The following is a 20,356-nucleotide window of genomic DNA, read 5'->3' on the forward strand; positions in this document are numbered from 1 at the left end:
CCGGTCGGGCCGGTTTCGCCAGAGGCACCTGTCGCGCCAGTTGGGCCGGTTTCACCGGGGGCTCCGGTTACCCCGGTCGGACCGGTTTCACCGGGGGCTCCCGTTACACCGGTCGCGCCGGTTTCGCCGGGGGCTCCTGTCGCGCCGGTCGGGCCGACTTCGCCGGGAGCTCCCGTGGCGCCAGTCGGGCCGGTTTCACCAGGGGCTCCTGTTGCGCCCGTTGGGCCGGTTTCGCCAGGAAAACCTGTCGCACCAGTTGGGCCGGTTTCACCAGAGGCTCCCGTTACACCGGTCGCGCCGGTTTCGCCTGGGGATCCCGTTGCACCAGTTGCACCTGTTTCGCCGGGAGCTCCCGTGGCTCCAGTCGGACCCGTTTCACCAGAGGCTCCGGTCGCACCGGTCGCACCTGTTACACCGGTCTCTCCAGTCGCTCCAGTCACGCCGGTTGCACCGCCAGTTGCACCCGTTGCTCCAGTAGCGCCCGTCACTCCAGCGGGTCCAGCCAAACCGGCAGGTCCTTCAGGGCCTGTGGCTCCGGCAGGTCCTGCAGGCCCAGCAGAACCCGTTGCGCCAGTAGCTCCAGTAGCTCCAGGCGGGCCTGTTGCTCCTCCTGAATTGCTCTGATTGCCAAGCAATTCACTCGCCAAAACACGGTGAGCGGTTACCAGAGTCCCGTTCGCCGCTTTGCCCCACACGGATATGTGAGGGCCGGTTGCAGGTTCGTTGGTGACCAGGAAGACATACTCGAATGAGTCTAAATTTGCATAGTAGTCCCTTTCCACCACCTGTCCGGAAGCCACGACAAATAGTTCATTTACATAAAGAGTACGAACACTAGTCAGATTGTACCCTTGGATTTCTACAATCAGGTTTTCGTTGGAATCATGATTGTCAAAGAGAACCGTAACACGGCTGGTTGGGCGGATTCCATTCCCTCCCGGGTTATTGCCGATGGGGCCAGTTGAATAGATTCCCAAACTGTCTCGCTCTCCCTTCTCCCATGCTCATCTAACGATCGTCCATCGTTCCTATATGGAATATGTCAGGAGGGGTGTGATCGTTCGCCCCTTTTCCGACCACTTGACCTTAGGTCTGACCTAAGGTGTATGGTAAGATTAACCGAACGAAGACAGGGGGCAGCCACCATGAAAAAAGAGATCACCATCAGCGAGCTGGCACGGCTTATGAAGGTGTCCGTTCACCAGATTCGCTATTTTGAGGAAAAGGGCATTCTTCTGCCTGCCTATATAGACGATAACCAGTATCGAATGTACGGGATCGAGCAAATCTATCGTTTGTCTCACATTCTGCTCTTGAGAAAGCTGGGGCTGTCCGTCTCGTCCATTCGAGACTGCCTCTCCCAATATGGTCCCAAGGATTACCGAAGGCTCCTGCAAGCCTCCCTCATGGAAACCCGCCGCGAGATCGCCCGGCTGCGGGACCTGGAGCTCTTCACCGAAAAGGTCCTCGCGGAGGAGCAAGAAATGGGGGTTGAGAAGCCCCATTTTGATTTAAAGGAACAGAAGGCCGTTCCTTTGCGGATACTGGCAGAGGTCGATACCGGAACTCCATTCGATGCTCGCACTTTGCTTCGCTATGCGGATGGACAGGATATTACCTTCGATTCGGATCTCCATTATATGCAGATGACCGACGACAGGGCCTGGATAGCGGTAGAAACTGAAGAAGCACAGGCTGACTTCACCCTTCCAGTGGGTACTTATCTGTCCTACCACTTCCTTGCGACAGAGGATGATCTTGAGCATTTTCTTACCGAATACGAGACCTATGCGGCCGAACACGACATCTCTCTCCAAAAACCTACCGTTCTGATTGAAAAAACGTACCTCTCCCTTTTTCACAAGGACAAGCTGCACTATGAGATTCGAATGCACGTACTATCGGATGAGCACAGGAAGGAGGCTTCTCCCACATGACCCACACCCTGATCGAGGTGGTCCCCATGGACAAGAGCCATCACCGCCAAGTAAGCGAGCTGCTTGCCTTGGGTTTCCGGGACAAGCTGCTGCCCGCCAGCGGTCTGTCTGAACAGGAGCTGATCCTTTACCTGAACCGGATGCTAGAGTTGTATCCAGAGGAACGCGGAGAAACACGCGTTGTCGCTCTCCTCGAAGGGACAGTAGTGGGTACGATGGCCATCAAGCGCAGAACGGAAGCTCTCCCTTCCCACTCTTCCTCCACCAAGCCTGCTTGCCTCTCGAACGAAGAGATTCGACTCTGGCCGCTCATGAAACTCATCCTGACCTTGCGAATCCTGTCTCATCGTCCCAGTCGGCATGAGTGCTACATTGCCGATCTGACCGTCCACCCCCTCCATCAAGGAAAAGGCATCGGGACTTTTCTGCTCAACTGGGCTTTTGAATGTGCCATGCATGACCCCAAACAGCTCTCCCTTACGCTGCATGTCGCGGGACATAATCAAGGGGCCATGCGTCTTTATGAACGCCACGGGTTTCGTTTGGACAAACAGGCAAACAGCTCCCTTCGCCGCTTGTGGGTTGGAGAAGCCGCCTGGGTCCACATGCGAGCTCCCTTGTATGAGTCGAACGTTGCCGCCGCAACCCAAACGAAATGAGAGAGCTTATGAAAAAATGGATTGCCGCCGCTCTAGCCCTCGTTATCTTGACGGTTGGAGCCGCTCTCTATATCGACAAGCAACATACCTATCGCATGATTGAACGTTCTATCGAGATCCCTTCCCCTCATGGCAAGCTTACCGGTACGCTCGTTCTGCCCAAATCCTTCACGGAGAAGATTGGCCTTGTTCTCTTCGTGCACGGAGATGGTCCGATCAATGCCACACATGATGACGGCTACAAGCCGCTCTGGGAGCGTCTGGCTGCAAAGGGCTACGCCTCTCTCTCCCTAAACAAGCGCGGAATCAATGGTTCTGAGGGCAATTGGCTGGATCAAAGCATCGACGATCGGGTCCTCGAAGCAAAGCAAGCCATCGCATGGGCCAAGGAACAACCGGAGATAGACAGGAGCCGGATCGGGGTCTGGGGGGCGAGCCAAGCCGGCTGGGTCCTTCCCAAACTGGCGGGTGAGGAACCTCTTGCGTTTAGCATTCTCGTCTCGCCTGCGATCCAATGGCTCAGACAAGGAGAATACAACACTCGCCGCCAAATGGCCAAGGACGGAAAGTCGCAGGTAGAGATCGAAAAGCAAGTCGCTCAAGAGAAAGAAATCCTTCCACTGCTCGAAGCGAATGCCTCTTATGAGGACTATCGAAGGCTGGTCCAAGGAGAGCATTCCATGACTTCCGAGCGATGGGATTTCGTTAAGCGAAACTACAAAGCAGATGCCACATCCGATCTGGCCAACTTCAACAGCCCCGTTCTCCTGTTGCTCGGTGATCAGGACATTCACGTCGATTTCAGAGAGACGGAAGCCGTCTATGAGCAGGCAATCCCCTCTTCCCTTTTGACCGTGAATGTCTTCCCGGACACCGAGCATTCCATGCTTCGCACAGCAACGGCTGACTCGGACCTGCGGGCTACGTTCATCAGCTTATTCGCTCCAAGAAGCATCACCACCGAGGCTTACATGGACACCATCGACAACTTCCTCGATCATCTTGATAAGGAAGGGCATCACAATTGACTCTTCTCTAAGAAAAAAAGCGGCTCTCCTGATCACGTATGCAAACCATGTTTCAGTTTGCAAGCACGCGATCAAGAGGAGCCGCTTTTATCGTGCTGATCCGTTCGAAACCTTCGTTTAATGAAGGAGAGCGCGAAGCTCGTCAAGGGAAACCTCGACATCCGGATTGAATTGCTCGGACTGTACATAGTGAATCAAGCTGCGAAGGAATTGGCTGCCTTCCAAGGTTTCGGCAACCTTCTTCACATCGATCGGGCAGATCAGCAGGCGTCCAGCACCTACCTTGCACTCCACAAGCAGCCCAAGCTTGTGGTTACGCTCGAAGTTGTCGATCGTCTGCACGATCGGGAAGAGTCCCTTCGGCAGCTCATCGAGGATGAGCGAACGGGAATGCTGAACGATGCTCCACCATGGATAGGTGGAATGCACTTCACTCGGGAAATCAACGAGTGCCGGATGCTCCTTGTTGATCAAGAGGCCCATCGTCCCAACAGGGACAGGACGGTTCATGCTCTCCGAGATCGAGCGGAACATGGGGTAATTCCAGAAGTCGGTGCAATACGTACCTTCAATGCCTTGCTTCACTTGCTCCGGCTCCGGGAATAGCAGCACGCTCTCCCCATTGGCGAGCCGTTCCTCCACCTCTTGGCTTAAGCTCTGGAAGACCAGTTGGGCTGGATCAAGCAGAGTCTCCTGCTGCGGGATAACCCACAAATCATAAGCCTTGCGAATATCCGTTCCGACGATCTGCAAGCTCAGACAGCCCTTCGTCATGGAAGCGACCGTCGGAAGGAACGTATCGAACGAGCCGAGTGTGAAACGCGGGCTCGTTGTTCCTTCTGGAATAGGCAGCTCACCGGCCGCCCAAGTCGCTTGGCCGCTCGTGAGCTCCCACTTCACTGTTGCATTCTTCAGGGATTGAGGACGATAGTAGCTCAGCTCCACATCGGCGGCAAATGGCTCTCCTGCTTCATAGATATACTTGTCGAAACGCGCAAGAAGTACGGCGTCTGAGCAGTATTGCCTCCACTCTTCCGGCGTGATCAAGCCCTTTGAATCCATGAAAGCATCGAGAAGCCCGACGAGTGCCGTCCCCTGACCGGGGAAATCTTGTAGATCGAGAATCTGGAAGCCCGCCAGGTTGCGGGAGCGGAATGCCGCCTCCATCTCCTCCTGGTAACAGGCGACCGCCAATTGGCCGGAAGCGTGGAAATACTTTTCCGCCAAATGGTCGAGCCCTTTGTCAACAAGACGCTGACGGAACACCTCGAAGTTCTTCGCTTTAATCGAACCGGTGTACTTCTCGATCTCAGCAAAATTCGGGAAGGTTGCATATTGACCGATTTCATGAGAGACGACCGGAACACGGGGAATAAGCTCCCCTGAACGGTCCGCTGCTTTTACCGTCCGCGCTTCGGTGCCGTATTGGATTTGAATGGTCGCCTCTTCGCCTGTTCCTTCGGCTTGGGCGGCTTCCACCACCATCGGTTGAATGGCCTCGTCATAGTCCTTGCGTGTGCCGGGACGATCCGTTTGAATGTGACCCAGCGGAGCATCGCACATGGCATAGGAACCCCGAATGAGCCGATCTCGGGAGAACCGCACCCCGCAGAAGAAGTCCTCATGCTCCAGCACGTCGGGAACGAATTGGAAGTTGTTCGAGCCCTGGGTGTACAGGTGACGATCGTCGACTTCCTTGTATGCCTTTAAGACCTCGTCAATTCGCGTCTTGCTGCCCCACAGCTCATTGCCGAGGGACATCATGACGAAGGACGGGTGATTCCCGAAGGTTCTCATCATGGCGAACCCTTCTTGGATGAGGTATTCCTGTTCCGCTGCATTATGCTGCTCATACGTTTCATCAGTCATCGTTCCCCAGAAGGGAAGCTCCGGCTCCATATAGATGCCGAGCCGATCTGCTGCCGTAAAGGCTGCCTCAGGCGGGCAGCAGGTATGGAATCGATAGTGATTCATTCCGTATTCCTTGGCAATGCCGAGGACGTTCTCCCATTCCTCTACCGTCGTCGGGGCATAGCCCGTCAAGGGAAAGACAAGGCCGTCATGCTTCCCGCGCAGGAATGTCTCCACTCCGTTGATGTGGAATTTGTCGCCAACCGCCAGGAACTCCCTTAAGCCGAAGGTATGACGACTCGTGTCGATCAAAGCTCCGTTGGAATCGACCAGCTCCAGCTTCAATTCGTACAGGTTCGGCTCATATTCGCCCCATAACAAGGCATCGTCTCCCAGGGGATAGACCAGTTCCAGCTCCGTTTGCACATTGCCTGTCAGCGGATGAACCGCTGCTTCCGTCGTATGCAGAACGCCCTCTCTTTCACTTCGGGCAGAAACGACGAGGCGGTCCGCCGATCCGTCTCCGTTCAGTTTCGCTTTCACGCGGACCGACCGGTCCGCTACATCGGGATAGAGCTGAACATCCTCCAAATAAGCGCTTCCATAGACCTGAAGCTCAATCCGGCCTGTGATTCCGTTCCAGTTGGTTTGGGTGTCCTTGGATGTCAGGTGACCACCGCGGGTCGGGTAGTTGACATTGTCTACTCGAATGACCAGCTCGTGTTTGCCTGGGGTCAGCACACCGGTCAGGTTGTAGAGATGCGGCGTGTTCAGGCTGTTTTCCGTTCCGATCTCCTGCCCATCCACATAGAGCGTTGTGACCCGGGTGCGTTCCAGGTACAGGGCAATCGGGCGGTCCGCCCATTCATCCGCCATTTCGATTTCTTTCGCAAACCAAGCGGATCCTTCGAACAGGTACTCATCCGTGAACGTACCGATCTCGATCGTTTCATTCTTTTTCCCCTTGCGGGCATGGGAAGTAGTCCCCGGCAGCTCCATCGAATCATCAAACTCAATTGGGAGAGCGCTTACAGTCTCTTCCTGCGGACTCAGCCTCAGCTTCCATGTTCCAGCTAACGATATTGCTTTATCCAACCCATCACGTCCTCTTCGTAAGGTGAACTTTCGCCACTTTATAGTTTCGGAACCGGTGTCGAAAATCCTGCCGGAAACGACCGGAAGGTTTGACTGAAAGGAAAAGTATCCCTATCCTCGAGCTTCATCGCACGGTATCATCAGTTGGTATGTGTGTGAAAACCATAATCTTAACCGAAAAGGAGCGATTCAAGATGAAGGCGGTATCCCAAATCGGGAAGAAGCTGCTTAGGCGTATCAAGTACATGGCAGCCTTCTCCGTTCAAAGCAGTGTTGCGCTGGTTCATCCACACCTCGTGGTGTATGTGGCCCGGAAGACCCTGGAGGATGAATATCAGGCAAGCGGCTAGCGTTCTCTCAGGAAGAGGAGTGATTCCAGACTCGCAAGGGTCTAGAATCACTCCTCTTTTTTTCGAGGCGATCCCAAAGTCTCCTATGCACCTTAGATGGGCATCTGCATATGGTGAGGTAGGCACTGCCACATTGGATAAACCGGAGGGCGGAACGGATGAGCATGCAAATGACGGGGAACACCGAGCACACCTTGTATCAAATGAACCCCGAAACCATGAACGGGATGAAAACCATGCGTGAGCACATGCACCATATGTGCAAGCAGCATCAGAATCAAATGGTCCGAGTCGAAACCATGGACGGCGATGTTTTTGAAGGGATTTTAATGGGGTCGGAGAAAGGCGTTCTCTACTTGAAACAGCCGGGAAGCGACACAAGCAATCGCTATAACCCGTACAGCGACGCAATCCTCGCGTTGGTGCTTTTTGAACTGCTGGTCATTACGCTCTTGATCTGATTTTATTCCTTGATTTCAAGCTTTTTAAGATAAGGAGTGATTTCTGTGGCATTCATGCCGCCCCAAGGCCCGCAGGGCCTTCAACAAGGACCGACCTCTCCGCCTCCCTCTTACGTTCCTCAGCAGCCGATGGCCACCTCTTTCGCCGTTGATCCAGGTGCGATCTGGCGATGCCGATTCCGCTATACCTACATCTGGCTGAGGAATGGATCGAACTTCTGGTTCTTTCCGACCTTTGTTGGCCGTACCTCCGTCTCGGGCTTCCGCTGGACGGGTAGAAGCTGGGTCTTCACCGGCCTGTCCTTGAATCAAATTGTTACGTTTACTTGCGTCTAATCATACGAAAAAGCCTCCCTGCTCGAATGCGCCATGCATCATCGAGCGGAGAGGCTGATCTTGTTTCGCGAAAGGAGCTTTCTCTGCCATGTACTCGTATTACAACGGTTATCCGATGACCTACCGGCAGCTTCCTCCCAGCGGCTGGTCCCCTGCCATGGTCCAATTGAATCAAAAGCTTCGTGCACTCTGGTCCCAGCATATCTTTTGGACTCGCCTTGCGGTAAACAGCCTGGTCGGGAAGTATCCGGACCAGCAAGCAACGCTGGCTCGCCTGCTCCGCAATCCAAAGGATTTTGCTGCCGTGCTCAAACCGCTGTATGGAGCGGAAGCGGCCGCTACCTTCGATCGCTTGCTCACCAGTCATCTGACGATTGCAGCCGAGCTCGTGACCGCCTTGCGTGACGGACAGAAGGAGAAGGCGGCGGATGCAAACAAGCGCTGGTATGCCAATGCCGAAGAGATCGCCGACTTTCTGGCTCGCATCAATCCCTATTGGTCGAAAGCAGACTGGGTAAAGATGATGGATCAGCATCTCCAGCTGTTAACCCAGGAGGTCTCTTCTCGCCTGGCTGCAAACTACGTGGAAAATGTAAGGCTCAGCGATTCGATCGAACAACAGGCGCTTGGCATGGCGGATGAAATGACACGGGGAATCGTGCTGCAGTTCCCGACGGTCTTTCATTTATAGCCTCTGCACAAGGATAAGTTTACGCTTCTTGCCTTAGCATGGAGCTTTGTCCATCATGAAGCGAAGCGTATCAATCATTCGCAGCGCTTGCTCGGTATCCATCTCGAAGGAATCGATCAAATGGCCCGGAATGGCCGCCGCCTTCTCCTGAAGCTCGCGGCCTTCCTCCGTCAGCGAAACGATCACCTGCCGCTCGTCAATGTCACTGCGCGAACGCTTGAGGAAGCCTTGCGATTCCAGCTTCTTCAGCAGCGGCGTCAACGTGCCGGAATCCAGGTAGAGCTTATCCCCGAGCGTCTTGACCGGGATATTGTCCTCTTCCCAGAGCGCCAGCATCGTGATGTAACCGGTATACGTAAGGCCGAGCGGAGTAAGCAGCGGCCGGTACTTCTTAATGATTTCCTTCGAGCATACATAAAAGGCGAAGCAGATCTGGTTGTCCAGCTTCATGCGTTCGCTGGCGTTCGGGCTAAGTTGTTCGTTCATGGGTTGGAGCCTCCTTCGATCCACTCGCACGGATTCGTTTCATTAAATCGTAAACAATTAAATGGAGAAAGTCAAGGTGATCGCCCCTTCCGTGACTTCCGCATAAAAACGCCCGGCTCTCTCCATGAGAAGGCCGGGCGTTTCATCTTATGGATTTACAATTGTCCACGCTCGTGCAAAGCATCAAAAACCAGCTGACAGACAGCGGACACCCGTTCGCGGTCTTGATAGCCCAACCAGGCCAATTCCGCAATCTCCGCATCCGGCTTCAGCTCACCCGTATAATCCGCCTCATAGCAGGTCATACGGACTGGGGTTCCATGAGCTTTCCCATGAGCCTCCGCTTCGAAGGCACCCATCGGGATGATGGTTTCCGGAAGAATGTGAACCGATATCTCTTCCAGGATTTCCCGGGCGAGGGTTTCTTCATCGGTTTCCCCCGGCTCTCGTTTGCCTCCCGGAAGATAAAAGAGATCCTTGCCGTTCGAGCGAGCGCACAGAATCTTGTCTTCCTTCCTCAGAATCCATGCCACCTTGTCGATGATTGAGGCCATTTTCGTTGTCTCCTTCTGATCTCGTTGCTCATTACTCCGCTTCTGCAGCCTTGCTCAAGAAGGCTTCCATCTTCGCAAGCTTCTCTTGATCTTCTACATTGGGGTTAACCGCTGCTACCATCTCCAGGTACTGCATCGACAGAGATTTGGCGAACGTCGTTTTCGTAAAATCAATGCCGTAGGGGAGGTCTTCCTGTGTTTGATTGTTAATGGCATTTACAACACGTTGATTCCCCTTGGCCGCTTCATAAGCCTTCGTAAAGTGGGAATGGCTGAGGTCAGCCAATGAATCTTGCCCTGCCATCCATTTGATGCTGCTCTTGTCCAATAAGAGAACATCCGGGTATTCCGACATCAGCTCTGCCATGGCTTTGGTCATATAGGCTTGATCCATCCCGCCCGAGGAGCTGGTCGGCAAGTAAAGAACGCGAACTTTGACCCGCTTCCATTCCGGGAACTGCTTCAAAATGGCCTCTTCGACCACCTTGCTCTCCTGAGCCTGATCGTCCGCCTGGAAGGCTCCGAGGAACATGATGCTCAGATCAACCGGCGGAAGCGCCGCTTCCTTCCTTCGCTCATCGACGACGTTCCAGGTGAAGGCTCCCACAATGACGAGTACGGCTACACTGATGATGCCGATCATCAGCCGTGTTCGGTTCAGTCGGAAGAAGTCCTCCGTTCGGCTGACCGTGCCGGACAGCTTGCCGAATTTCTTCAATCGTTCTTCTTCTACCGCGTTAACCGCTTGTTTGGACCGATAGTCCAAAATGGTGCGGTACGCCTCAATGTCCTTCTCCACTTCAGCCAACGCTTCAGCATTGCTGCCGGCCCGCGCCGTTCTCTCGCGCTTCAGGACGAGCTCAAACGCTCGGTCCAGCTCCTCCTGCGGAGTTTGTTCATTCGCATTCACTCGTTCGTATGCGGATTTGATGTCCACTGCATGATCCCTGCCTTTTAGGATGCCTTTGAATCACAATCGGATTCGTTAATAATGATACTTCTACGGAGCAGGGCATGTAAAGGTTTCATTTTCCCACCAAACTGGAAGACCATAACGCCGGCGATGATGATGAGCACCCCAATGAGCTTGTTGAAGGCAAATGGGACCTTTTCCAAGCCAAGGCCTCCGAACGAATCGAAGAGAAGCGCCGTTGCCAGCTGGGAGGTCATCACGAGCGAAACGGCGAAGGTTGGACTGGTCAGGCGCAAAGCGTTGACGAGGCAGATCACGACCCCTACCCCAAGCAGACCGCTGAAAGCATACCAGGGCTTAATGGGCTGCAGGGTGAAGAAGCTTGCACCCTCCATGATCGCCCCCAGCACGAAGGACGCAAGAAAGCCCATCGCGAGCACAATAGTCGTCGTCGACCAGGAGCCGGTTCTTTCATTCATTTTGCTGTTGAATACGTTCTGCAGACTTACCAGCGAGCCGGCGAGCAGAGCGAGTGCGATTCCGATCAACATGGCATCTCCTCTCCTTCGTTGAGTGTGATGAGCAGACTCGGAACGTTAGTCGGCCGAATCTTCATTGGCAATGAAGCGCAGCCGTTCCTTATCCAAAATCGTCAGCATTCCTTTCTCCCGCTTCACCAATCCGTCTTCGATAAAACGTCGCAGTACCCGATTCACATGCCGGTAGCTCGTTCCGATCAGATTGGCCGTATCTTTAAGCGAGGAGACTTGCATCCCTGCCTCTTCCCCATCCACTTCGTCAAACCCGTTCGACAACAGGTACCAGGCTAGCCTTGCCTCCGCCGTATGCAGCAGATTGAAGCTGAGGGAGCTGGACTTCCGTTGGAACTTCTCCCCAATAATCTTCAGCAGGAATTGCAGGAGCGGGGGATGGTTCATTCCGAATTGGTGCATAGCCTGGTAGGAAACCCGGATCATCTCCAGAGGAGTGACAGCTTCTACCGTATTCATGATGGGAATGCCCTGAATGAACTCGATATCGCCAATGACCTCCGGTGGAGTCAAAAAGGACAGGATAAGCGTATTCCCTTGCTCCGAAGTGGTGTAGCACTTCATTTTGCCCTTGATCAGGATGTAGAGCTGGGTCGGGGTTTCCCCCTGATTGCAGATGTTCTCTCGAACGTCAAACCGACAGAGAACCAGCTTTGAACGAAGGGCTTCGGGAAACAGCGCCGAAAGACCGCCTTCTATAATGGCCTGCTCCACTGCTGCCGGATTGGTGATTTCTTTCATGGAGATTCCTCCCCGTTAATGGGCTTACAGGTTGAGAACGACGATCCCGCCGATCATCAGGCCGATCCCGACGAATTGCGGAAGCTTCATCTGCCGTTTGATGACGCCGAACCAGCCGTTCTTGTCGATCAGGAAGATCAAGGTGAGCTGAGCAATCAGCAGAACGGCAATCGCAAAGGTGACCCCGATCTGCTGGATCGCCGTGACCTCGCTGAAGATGATGACGGCACCGAAGGCTCCTCCAATGCGATAAAGCGGTTTGACCTGCCGAATGCCTTCCTTGTTCCCATCTCGGACGGTCAGGTATATGAGCAAGGCGGCAATGAATCCGGTAAATTGGGTCAGGGTCGCTCCCTGCCAGGTTCCGATATCTTTCCCAATGGTGGTGTTGGCAACGCCTTGAAGGGTGATGAAGGCTCCCCCGAGCAAGGCATAGATGATTCCTTTCATTTCCGATTCCCTCCATTTCCTTTCCCTACTTTACTTGCAGAAGAGGTTCGGAAGAAAGGACATATGTCCTCAAATCCTATTTTCGCACAGGAATGCTTGCGCTCACAACGAGCAATGAAGAGCAGTTGCAGCTCAACAGCTTCAAGAAAGCAAATACCGCCCTCCTCGCCATTCGGGAATCCCAAAGGCAAGGAAGGCGGTCGCTGTTATCCTCTCTGTCGTTTGATCATCGGTTCCTAGAATCTTCGCGGCCGCTTCAGAACGGCAATCACAAAGCGGGTAGCCCCTTGGCTTTGATTCGTGTCAAATACGGACACAAGCTCCCAGCCCTCTCTTCCGAGGGCATTCAATTTCAAGTCGAATTCCTCGATGTCGAGAATTCCTCCCAGCATGCCGCTCGTCTCGGTCTTGATCGTTTTGTATTCCCATTCCATGTTTATTCTTCCTCCTTGGCAGGGTAAAGGTGTCCAATCGCTTTCCACTTCTCGCGCACATCCGCTTCCCCTTTGAGATAGTCAACTTGTTGGTTCTTGTCAAACACCCTCTGTACGTCCATCAACACGTTGAGCTTGTTGGAATCCGGATATTCCACCACATCCAACTCTCGCTTCGTCCGAATGTCCAGATAACGACAAGGAGCATCGGTATGATTGTACAACTGATGCGCGCCTGTCGGCCCGATCTCGAAGAAAAGCAAGTCTCCCGCCTGAACCTCTTCGATCCCCTTCGGAGTGCGAAGCAGGGCCATTCCTTCCAGAATAACAAACAACTCCTCCGCATTGTGATGGAAATGATACGGGAACGAGAACTTGTCCGGGTCCAGCGAACGCAGATCAAAGACGAGCTGCTCGGCACCTGCAAGCGATGCAAGACGTTCACTGGTGAGCCAAGCGAATTCGGGTATGGAGGAACCTCTTTCTGACAGCGGCAGCTCATGAAGCGAAAATCGACTCCCCATGACCATGCTCCTTTCGGTCACCCAAAATGGTTACATGAAAATTTGTTAACATAATATTGTTTATGTAGACTCATGGGCGAACAAGGGTAAATTTCTTAATTGCACACTTTGTGATTCGTTTCTCATACGTGAATGGAAGAAACTAGTGAATGACGCGACTTTATGAGAAGTCTATCACGATTCTTCCCCGCCAGCAATCTCTGCTGTCTGCAGGATTTTGCGTCCCCGGTATAGCAAAAGAACATCCTCCTGCCCCGTGAGGCAATGAGAGGATGTTCTTCTCTTTATAACGTTACTTTTTGTCGCCTGTGAGCAGCTTCGGCAGCTCCTCCAGCATGGCCTTTCTTGTGAAAGCGTCCGAATTGGACTTCTCAATATCAAGCGAATAGACATGGCCGGCTTGAACGGCAGGCAGTCCCTTCCACACCTGGCTCTCCATAAGCTTACTGGTGGACTGCTGAGCTTCTTCCGCTACCGGATTTAGAATGATGCCTCGCTGCTCGCTGAGCAATATCGTTCGATTCAATTACCTCTAGCTTTGGTCCTGTTCGGAGCGAGGCATCAACCATAACCCAAGCAACGCTCTTACTGTGAACAGCTTTATACTGAGAGAAAGGGCCGACCATGAAAGGTCGAAGAAACTGGAACATGATAATCCCCATCTTCTCGCCTAACCGTTTCTTATCGCGATTTCCCAACATGAAGGAAGGTCTCAGAATTACCAAGCGAGGGAGACTCAATCGAATTAATTCACGTTCCAACTCACCTTTTACGCGATTGTAGAACAACTTTGATTTGTCAGACGACGCCATGGCCGTTACGACAATCATTTTTGCTGCGCCGTACTTTCGGGCTGCTCTCCCCAATTCTAATGGGTATGTGTAATCAACTTTCCGGAATGCTTCCTGACTGCCCGCTTGCTTGATCGTGGTTCCCAATGTACAAAACACATCTGCTTGTTTTAGTATTTCTGAGCCAACTTCTTCCCCAAGCCGATCAAAGGATATGAGCTTTTGGACAAGCTTGGGGTGCGACAGTCCCATATCCCTTCGTACCAAGACAATGACTTGACGGTACGCAGGATGCTCAAGCAACTGCCTCACAAGCTGTTGCCCAACAAGTCCGGTAGCTCCCGCAACGACAGCCGTCGTAGATTGTTTTTTGGACATGCGTCCACTTCCTCTCTCAAACCCCGAATCATTTGCAATAAATGCGGTTTCGCCGAAACGGACCTGATCACACTCAAAGGGAATCACTATGTCGAGCTTGCACTGCTGTTCATTTTTACTTTACGCGAGATGACCTCTGATTCCAGTATTTCAACCTCTTCGCCTTGTTCATGGGCTAGCAGAATCATCGCTTGGGCCACATCCTTGCAAGGAATAGCCTTCATTCGAGCCAGCTTGCCAATTAAGAAGGGATCAATGATTCGAAAAATCATATTGGTAGCTCGATCTCCAATGGATTCATCTTCCCGTTCCCCTAGCAATAACGAAGGACGCAAAATGACAAGGCGCGGTAAGCCTAGCGCCAGCAAATCCCTCTCCAGATGTCCCTTTACACGTGTATAAAACATCCTGGATTTCTCAGACGCCCACATGGCTGTTACAATTACATAACTAGCTGAGCCGTGTTGCTTAGCAAGCTTTGCCAGTGCTAACGGATACTCATGATCGACTTTGCAAAACGCTTCTTTCGAACCGGCTTGTTGCATGGTTGTGCCTAAGGTGCAATAAACATCAGCATCCTTAAGCACATGAGCATCGATTTCGTTTTCCAGTCGATCAAAAGAGACTTGTCTTTCAATCAGCTTCGGGTGGGAGATTCCCGTACTTCGACGAACGAGCGCAATCACATTTTGATACACCGGATCGTTTAGTAATTGATGCATTAGCTGCTTTCCCATCATTCCTGTAGCACCCGCTACAACAGCCGTATCTGCCTCTTTTCTTTTTGTCATCGCGACCTCCGTTTACTCTAATCAAACTGCGGTCTCTGTCCTGCCGTCCGATTAACCATATGATTAATGGGATATCCATCCAAATACCAAATCATCGTTTTTCGAACATCTTCTTCAAAGTTTCGCTTAAGCCCGTTGAGATCATTTTGCTCAATGATATGGATAACAGCCTCGGGCAAAGTAGCTGACAATTTGCAACCGGTTATAATCGAAGCCTCTGTTTGCAGAATCTCCATTACATCCTCTGGCGATATGATGGATGATTTGCATATAATGCCCACCAACTCTGACATGCGTTTATATAGATTTATTTTTTGGTGAAGCATGGTTTCCGCATCCACATTTTTCTCAAAAACTGCTGTACGCATCGATTCGAGTTTGATGTATAAAGGATTTTGGTCGATCAACTCCATAAGCTCATTCATGACAAGATTCTTGAAATCTTCATAGTCCCGCACGGGTGTTGTCTTCGCCATCTCTATCAAATGAGTAAGCCTCTTCTCGTACTCTCGACACAAGATACGAAAGAACAGCTCTTCTTTTGTTCGAAAGTACACGAATAGAATTCCATTTGAAATGCCCAAATTCTTGGCAATGTCAGACATCTTGATTTTATCGTAGTCCAGAACCATGAACATTTCTGTGGACTTATCCAAAATGGATTTTGATTTAGCGGCCTTAGCTTCTGATGTCATTGCACGCTTTGCCACTATGCTCATCACTCCATTCGACCTATTATGCGGGCTCGTCGATCTGGAGTCCATTATCATCTAAGGCGCATTTTTAATGGTTAACCAAACATCTTGATAATTTTATCGTACGCACGATCTCCAAAAAGATTTTTCATAAACACCATGGGTTTCGCCATAAAACCGACCAGATAACGTGTTTTTGGCCTTCTAGCGGTCACTGCTTTGCCAATAGTTCGTGCAATTAAAATTTCGAATCATTCCATCTGCAGCCTTGTTTGCTGCCTGAGCATAGGGGCCATTTACAGAAACCTTCTTCAGATTTTCTGCTGCAATAATTCCCCAATCTGTTCTAATCCCACCGGGTTCAATCACGATAACATCAATTCCAAATGGCTCTAACTCCAAGCGCAAGCAATCAGAGAGCCCTGAGAGCCCCTCCACTGCATGCTCCCGTGATCAGTGCAACTTTCTTACTCATATTAGCTCATCCTACTCTTTTGACTCTGAGTCAATTATAAGTGACTCTTAGTCAATTGTCAACATAGTTGAGCAAGACCGCCTCGTCCGTATTTTATCCTGAACGAAACCCTTCGATTCCCGGACACTATGTTCTGAGTTTACGGGTTTTTAGGGAAAGCTACATGCATCCAACAAGAAAAACACCAAGCCTCCCTCAGGAAGGCCTGGTGTTTCCTCTATTCAATCGATTCTATTCTTGGTCATGGGCAAGGCTATAGCGGGGTATTCACATTCGGAGTGTCTACAATATCGGGATCAATGGCGTTCATGCTTCCGTTTGCCACCGATTGATTGCTCAGGTAGCTATCTCCCGGTGAAAACGAGTTGGCCCCGGAAAAGATTTTACTGCTGCTCGACAAATTGATGAGGCAGGTGTCGCCGATCTGAACGTTGGAGCCGGATCCGACGCTGTTGATCTTGATTCCGCCGATAACAATCGAAGGCACGTCCGTCTCCCCCTCTCGCCTGATTGAGTGTGATCGTACAACCTCAGTCGATCTAGGCAGGGACAGGCGACATTCGCTTCCTCGTTCCTCCCTAGACTAGACCAAAGCCCACGGTCAAGCACGCCTCGCGGGTTCTCTTGGCATTCTATGCGGATAGAAGCCCAGCCGTCACCGTCAAGCCTTCCACTCCGGTTAGCCTCCGAACACCTCTACTTCAGGGTGGGTAAGCGCCCGATCTACAATAGGTCCTTGCACGATGTTCACAAAAGCGATGTTGCTGGAGCGGATGCTCAGAAGGCGCTTGTGCTCCGGGATTCCGAAAGCCTGCAGCGCACGGTCCGTGAGGTGCAGCTCCCCGTCCTGATCCAACTCCGCGGTTGCAAAAATTCGTCCTTTGTGCTGAATCCAGGTGTCTTGCAGGAGCGTACCCTCCGACTCAAAAGCGGGTTGTACCGCTTCCAGCAAGGGAGAGTCGTGCAGCCTCATTCGCGGAACGGAGAGCACGCTGAAACCTCGAGATGTCTTGCTTCCTGACATGAGAAGCACTCGTTCCCCCGGTATAATTCCGTAATCTGACAGCGCTTCTGAGGGCAGCCGTACCTTGCCGTTCGCTTCCCCTTGTATCCAGCCGTACACGTACTTCCCGCCAAACGTGAGCTGCGGCATCCCATTCCCTCCCTACTCTTTACATGCACCCGCGCGGAAGCAAAATCATGAAGCCGACAAAGGCAGGTCATACAGATGGAAGCCGTCCGCTTCTCGGACGAATCGGTATCCGCAGGCTGGATAAAACCGATTCAGCGCTTCGTTGCTCGCTATGCAATCCAGCCGAAGCCACTTCTTGCCCGGGTAACTTGCTCCGGTTTCGGCCCATTTCAGCATGGCGGAGCCTAACCCAGTCCCGGCATAGGCGCGGTTCACCACAACCCGATGAATATAGACCGCCTCTTCTAAAAGACCATCCTCGTTACCCCACAAGCGGTGGTCCCAGGCGCTCGGGTTCCACTGGAGAATCATCATCCCGGCCCACTCGCTCTTCCCTTCCTCCCGGAAGGCAAAGACGTCTCCCCGCTTCACAGCTTCCGTCATGTTATGGGAATCCTGACCGGATAATAGCCCTTCCCATTGCGAAGATCCACGGCTGTTCAGCCAACGAGCCGTATCGAGCATCAATTGGCTTAAGGAATCCGTATCCGCAACCTCCGCACGGAAAGGCTTAATGGGGCCAAGCACGTCGGTATGTACGATCTGAACTGCATTCAACATCTTGTTCGCCTCCTGAGTGATCCTTGTTTATGCCTACAAATGCTGCTGAATGAACGCGTGCACCTTGCGCATGTGGTCGGGGCCTGTCCAATGGCCGTTGAACGGATAGACAATCATTTCCTTCGAGCTGGTGATGCGGTTATACGCCGCATAGATAGAATCCGGCGTGCAGACCGGGTCCTTCAGGCTGACCGTACACAAGAGCGGAGCTTGGATCCGATCGGCCAGATTGACTGCGTCGAAATAGCTGAGCGTGTCGAGAGCGGCATCTAAATCTTCGGGATGGCGCGTGAGGTAGTCGGCCACTTCGGAGATCGAGCCGACCGAGTTGATGATAGCCGAATCAAGCTGACACATATTGGGGAGCGAAGCTACCGCGATGCGAACCTCTTCGCGAAGCAGCGAGCTGACCATCAGCGTCAAGCCTCCGCCTTGGCTGGTGCCCATGGCGATAATCCGCTGCGGATCAATCTCCGGCTGCTCCTTCACGAAGCGGACAGCCCGCAAGGCGTCCACTGTGATCGCCTTGTAGTAAAAGTTGTCCTTATCGAGGATATTCTGAGTCACCCAGCCTTTGGATGAGCCGCCGTGCTGAGCGAGCGTATTGCCGGTGATTCCCCCTTGACCGCGAACATCCACGGCAAAGACAGCGTAGCCCATCATGAGCCAGACGGCGTGGTGCTCGGGCAGCTCGCGGGAGCCGGTGTAGCCATGGTAGAGTACGATGCAAGGAAGCGGCTTGCGCGGTGCGTTCTCCGGAAGGAGCAGCCAGCCGTGAATAGGCGTGTCTGCAAAGCCGGTATAAACAACATCGTAGGAGATGGTCCCGAGAAGAGGCGACTCCGCTCTCGTCCGTTCCCCGCGAACCGGAATGGCTTTCTCCTCGAGCATTAGGCGATCCCAGAACAGGTCGAAGTCCGGTCGAGCCGTACGACCGGACTCCAGAGCTTCCAGGTCTTGAATTCGTTTGGCAATGGCGTTCATGAATACAAAGCCTCCTAAGGTAGGTCATGATGCAAGTTGCTTTCAGCTTAATACAATGGAATCCATTTGGCTACTCCACATGAAAATACCGGCCCCCATGTGGGAGCCGGTACAGAATAAAGCTGTGCGGTTTATTTTACGCTTGGGCCAGCGCCCCATCGCTCACGCTCTGCTTCTGCCGCGAAATGAGGAAGAGCACAACCCAGATGAGCAGGAAGCCAATGATTTGAGACGAGGTCACCAGCTGCGGCTGGGTCAGCCAGCCCATGTGGTACCCGAGCCAGTTGACGAGAATCCCCGCCATCGGAAAGCTCAATTCGGCAAGCGTTGCATACGACGCCTTGATGGCGCTCAAACCCTTGTAATAGAGCAGCATGCTGAGCAGGCCCGGCAAGAGGGCTTGCAGGAGCAGGTTGATCGACACTCCGGCGATCGAGCCTGCATCCGTCGGAAGCGTCCACGCCTCACGGTTGATGAGCACCATGACGAACAGGAGCGGTAACGCCATCGTGAACCGAAGCGAGGTGACCGTTTCGTATTTCATGGAACGCAGCAGGTAACTTCCCATGACCGTGGACCCGCCCCACAGCAACGCGGCCCCGATGGCGAACAGGTTGCCCGGCTTGATGAGCTGGGTGTGGTCTCCGATCGGAAGCGACCACCCGAAGGTCAACAGGTACGTTCCGGCTAATGCGATGACGACGAAGAAGCCAAACGACTTGGGCAAGGCTTCCTTCAGCACGAGGCGAGCGAGCAGGATGGCCATTAGCGGCTGAAGCTTTTGCAGAAGCAGGACGGCATTCAAGTCCCCGTAAGCGACGCCTTTGGTAAACAGCACGGTGGCGATTGCGGACCCGCCCCAGGATACGAACAGGATTGCGCCAAGCTGGCGAAGGCCGATTCCCTTCAGATCGGATCGGTTCTTCCACAGCACAGGACCTGCGATCAGGACGAGCAGGATGTGCTCCAGAAAGACAAGCTGGGTCGAGGTCATGTGGGTCAAGAGCAGGTTGCGGAACAGCGGGTCGATTCCCCACAGCGCAGCCCCAATCACCACAAACCAGAACTCCTTGCGGACCCGCGGAAGACGGACCAGGGGCGACGGCGAGACATGGACATTGTTCATCTGACTCATAAGCGGCTCCTTCTGACGTTCAGGACATTGCGGTAAAAAAGCCCCTACCCTGCACATAGGCAGACTAGGGGCTCGGTCAAACAAGCATGCGAAAAGAAAGCTATCGCAAAGCGGCTTGCCGATCTTCTACCATCCGGACTATCACCGTCGGCCCTGGAATCGCACCAGATCAGTCCCCTCTTGCACGGGAGTCGCGGGCTTCGTCTTACGGAAGACGTTACCGCCGGTAGGGACTTGCACCCTGCCCCGAAGATCTTTTCGTTTAGTTGATGATTAGAGCATACCTCACCCAC

27 protein-coding genes, 1 pseudogene and 1 riboswitch are annotated in these 20,356 nt (G+C 52.9%); of the genes and pseudogenes, 7 read left to right on the forward strand and 21 right to left on the reverse strand.

The window, feature by feature from the left end; translation table 11 throughout:
- Nucleotides 1-506, reverse strand: a pseudogene (locus AAFN83_RS05520) (collagen-like protein); the annotation flags it as partial.
- On the reverse strand, nt 485-631 hold the full coding sequence (locus AAFN83_RS22105) for a hypothetical protein (RefSeq protein WP_481810476.1): 147 nt from the start codon (nt 629-631) through the stop codon (nt 485-487). The gene AAFN83_RS22105 and the pseudogene AAFN83_RS05520, both read right to left, overlap by 22 nt.
- A 514-nt stretch (nt 632-1,145) precedes the next feature.
- Here AAFN83_RS22105 and AAFN83_RS05525 point away from each other — a divergent pair.
- From AAFN83_RS05525 to AAFN83_RS05535, 3 genes are read left to right on the forward strand one after another with little or no spacing between them, the layout of a single operon-like run.
- On the forward strand, nt 1,146-1,937 hold the full coding sequence (locus AAFN83_RS05525; RefSeq protein WP_347767742.1) for a helix-turn-helix domain-containing protein: 792 nt from the start codon (nt 1,146-1,148) through the stop codon (nt 1,935-1,937).
- The gene (locus tag AAFN83_RS05530) at nt 1,934-2,596 is read left to right on the forward strand and encodes a GNAT family N-acetyltransferase (protein WP_347767744.1); all 663 of its coding nucleotides are present in this window, start codon (nt 1,934-1,936) and stop codon (nt 2,594-2,596) included. The genes AAFN83_RS05525 and AAFN83_RS05530 overlap by 4 nt, the downstream gene beginning before the upstream one ends.
- A gap of 8 nt (nt 2,597-2,604) precedes the next feature.
- A complete protein-coding gene (locus AAFN83_RS05535; protein ID WP_347767745.1) occupies nt 2,605-3,624 on the forward strand; it encodes an alpha/beta hydrolase family protein in 1,020 nt (339 codons plus the stop codon).
- A gap of 117 nt (nt 3,625-3,741) precedes the next feature.
- On the opposite strand, the gene AAFN83_RS05540 is transcribed toward AAFN83_RS05535, so the two are convergent.
- Nucleotides 3,742-6,570, reverse strand: coding sequence for a glycoside hydrolase family 2 TIM barrel-domain containing protein (locus AAFN83_RS05540; protein WP_347767746.1), 2,829 nt, complete (start codon nt 6,568-6,570; stop codon nt 3,742-3,744).
- A 194-nt stretch (nt 6,571-6,764) separates the two neighbouring features.
- On the opposite strand from AAFN83_RS05540, the gene AAFN83_RS05545 reads away from it, so the two are divergent.
- The 4 genes from AAFN83_RS05545 (at nt 6,765) to AAFN83_RS05560 (ending at nt 8,408) form a co-directional block, all read left to right on the forward strand.
- Nucleotides 6,765-6,920, forward strand: coding sequence for a hypothetical protein (locus AAFN83_RS05545; protein ID WP_347767747.1), 156 nt, complete (start codon nt 6,765-6,767; stop codon nt 6,918-6,920).
- Nucleotides 6,921-7,078: 158 nt separating this feature from the next.
- Nucleotides 7,079-7,381: a hypothetical protein gene (locus AAFN83_RS05550; protein ID WP_347767749.1), complete on the forward strand. Its 303-nt coding sequence runs from the start codon at nt 7,079-7,081 to the stop codon at nt 7,379-7,381.
- 54 nt (nt 7,382-7,435) lie between these two features.
- Nucleotides 7,436-7,717 carry a transporter gene (locus AAFN83_RS05555; RefSeq protein ID WP_347768254.1) on the forward strand — a complete coding sequence of 94 codons (282 nt, stop codon included), beginning with the start codon at nt 7,436-7,438 and terminating at the stop codon, nt 7,715-7,717.
- An 88-nt stretch (nt 7,718-7,805) separates the two neighbouring features.
- Entirely contained in the window at nt 7,806-8,408 is a 603-nt protein-coding gene (locus tag AAFN83_RS05560) for an acetylglutamate kinase (protein ID WP_347767750.1), read from the forward strand.
- Between the two features lie 33 nt (nt 8,409-8,441).
- Here the strand turns inward: AAFN83_RS05560 and AAFN83_RS05565 are convergent, their stop codons facing one another.
- The 18 genes from AAFN83_RS05565 to AAFN83_RS05650 form a co-directional block, all read right to left on the reverse strand.
- Complete coding sequence (locus tag AAFN83_RS05565; protein WP_347767751.1) at nt 8,442-8,894, reverse strand: MarR family winged helix-turn-helix transcriptional regulator; 453 nt, start codon at nt 8,892-8,894, stop codon at nt 8,442-8,444.
- A gap of 155 nt (nt 8,895-9,049) precedes the next feature.
- Entirely contained in the window at nt 9,050-9,448 is a 399-nt protein-coding gene (locus AAFN83_RS05570) for an NUDIX hydrolase (RefSeq protein WP_347767753.1), read from the reverse strand.
- A 31-nt stretch (nt 9,449-9,479) separates the two neighbouring features.
- Nucleotides 9,480-10,385 (reverse strand): hypothetical protein, encoded by a 906-nt coding sequence (locus AAFN83_RS05575; protein WP_347767755.1) that lies wholly within the window; start codon nt 10,383-10,385, stop codon nt 9,480-9,482.
- 17 nt (nt 10,386-10,402) lie between these two features.
- Nucleotides 10,403-10,912: a DMT family transporter gene (locus tag AAFN83_RS05580; RefSeq protein WP_347767756.1), complete on the reverse strand. Its 510-nt coding sequence runs from the start codon at nt 10,910-10,912 to the stop codon at nt 10,403-10,405.
- Between the two features lie 45 nt (nt 10,913-10,957).
- Complete coding sequence (locus AAFN83_RS05585) at nt 10,958-11,653, reverse strand: Crp/Fnr family transcriptional regulator (protein WP_347767757.1); 696 nt, start codon at nt 11,651-11,653, stop codon at nt 10,958-10,960.
- 24 nt (nt 11,654-11,677) lie between these two features.
- Nucleotides 11,678-12,103, reverse strand: a complete 426-nt coding sequence (locus AAFN83_RS05590; protein ID WP_347767758.1) for a DMT family transporter — start codon at nt 12,101-12,103, stop codon at nt 11,678-11,680.
- A gap of 236 nt (nt 12,104-12,339) precedes the next feature.
- A complete protein-coding gene (locus tag AAFN83_RS05595; RefSeq protein WP_347767760.1) occupies nt 12,340-12,537 on the reverse strand; it encodes a DUF4177 domain-containing protein in 198 nt (65 codons plus the stop codon).
- A 2-nt stretch (nt 12,538-12,539) separates the two neighbouring features.
- The gene (locus AAFN83_RS05600; protein ID WP_347767762.1) at nt 12,540-13,061 is read right to left on the reverse strand and encodes a cupin domain-containing protein; all 522 of its coding nucleotides are present in this window, start codon (nt 13,059-13,061) and stop codon (nt 12,540-12,542) included.
- A gap of 292 nt (nt 13,062-13,353) precedes the next feature.
- Nucleotides 13,354-13,488, reverse strand: coding sequence for a hypothetical protein (locus AAFN83_RS05605; RefSeq protein ID WP_347767764.1), 135 nt, complete (start codon nt 13,486-13,488; stop codon nt 13,354-13,356).
- Nucleotides 13,489-13,504: 16 nt separating this feature from the next.
- A complete protein-coding gene (locus AAFN83_RS05610; RefSeq protein WP_347767766.1) occupies nt 13,505-14,230 on the reverse strand; it encodes an NAD-dependent epimerase/dehydratase family protein in 726 nt (241 codons plus the stop codon).
- A gap of 86 nt (nt 14,231-14,316) precedes the next feature.
- A complete protein-coding gene (locus AAFN83_RS05615; RefSeq protein ID WP_347767768.1) occupies nt 14,317-15,021 on the reverse strand; it encodes an NAD-dependent epimerase/dehydratase family protein in 705 nt (234 codons plus the stop codon).
- A 17-nt stretch (nt 15,022-15,038) separates the two neighbouring features.
- The gene (locus tag AAFN83_RS05620; RefSeq protein ID WP_347767770.1) at nt 15,039-15,731 is read right to left on the reverse strand and encodes a TetR/AcrR family transcriptional regulator; all 693 of its coding nucleotides are present in this window, start codon (nt 15,729-15,731) and stop codon (nt 15,039-15,041) included.
- Nucleotides 15,732-15,920: 189 nt separating this feature from the next.
- The gene (locus tag AAFN83_RS05625; RefSeq protein WP_347767771.1) at nt 15,921-16,124 is read right to left on the reverse strand and encodes a hypothetical protein; all 204 of its coding nucleotides are present in this window, start codon (nt 16,122-16,124) and stop codon (nt 15,921-15,923) included.
- 320 nt (nt 16,125-16,444) lie between these two features.
- Nucleotides 16,445-16,678, reverse strand: coding sequence for a spore germination protein (locus AAFN83_RS05630; RefSeq protein ID WP_347767773.1), 234 nt, complete (start codon nt 16,676-16,678; stop codon nt 16,445-16,447).
- Between the two features lie 192 nt (nt 16,679-16,870).
- Nucleotides 16,871-17,344, reverse strand: a complete 474-nt coding sequence (locus AAFN83_RS05635; RefSeq protein WP_347767774.1) for a hypothetical protein — start codon at nt 17,342-17,344, stop codon at nt 16,871-16,873.
- A 45-nt stretch (nt 17,345-17,389) separates the two neighbouring features.
- Nucleotides 17,390-17,944: a GNAT family N-acetyltransferase gene (locus AAFN83_RS05640; RefSeq protein WP_347767775.1), complete on the reverse strand. Its 555-nt coding sequence runs from the start codon at nt 17,942-17,944 to the stop codon at nt 17,390-17,392.
- A 33-nt stretch (nt 17,945-17,977) separates the two neighbouring features.
- Nucleotides 17,978-18,928, reverse strand: coding sequence for an acetylxylan esterase (locus AAFN83_RS05645; protein WP_347767777.1), 951 nt, complete (start codon nt 18,926-18,928; stop codon nt 17,978-17,980).
- Between the two features lie 136 nt (nt 18,929-19,064).
- Entirely contained in the window at nt 19,065-20,063 is a 999-nt protein-coding gene (locus AAFN83_RS05650) for a DMT family transporter (RefSeq protein WP_347767779.1), read from the reverse strand.
- 117 nt (nt 20,064-20,180) lie between these two features.
- Nucleotides 20,181-20,321, reverse strand: a riboswitch (FMN riboswitch).
- Between the last annotated feature and the right edge of the window lie 35 nt (nt 20,322-20,356).

The organism is Gorillibacterium sp. CAU 1737, assembly GCF_039888655.1.
Taxonomy (GTDB): Bacteria; Bacillota; Bacilli; order Paenibacillales; family NBRC-103111; genus Gorillibacterium.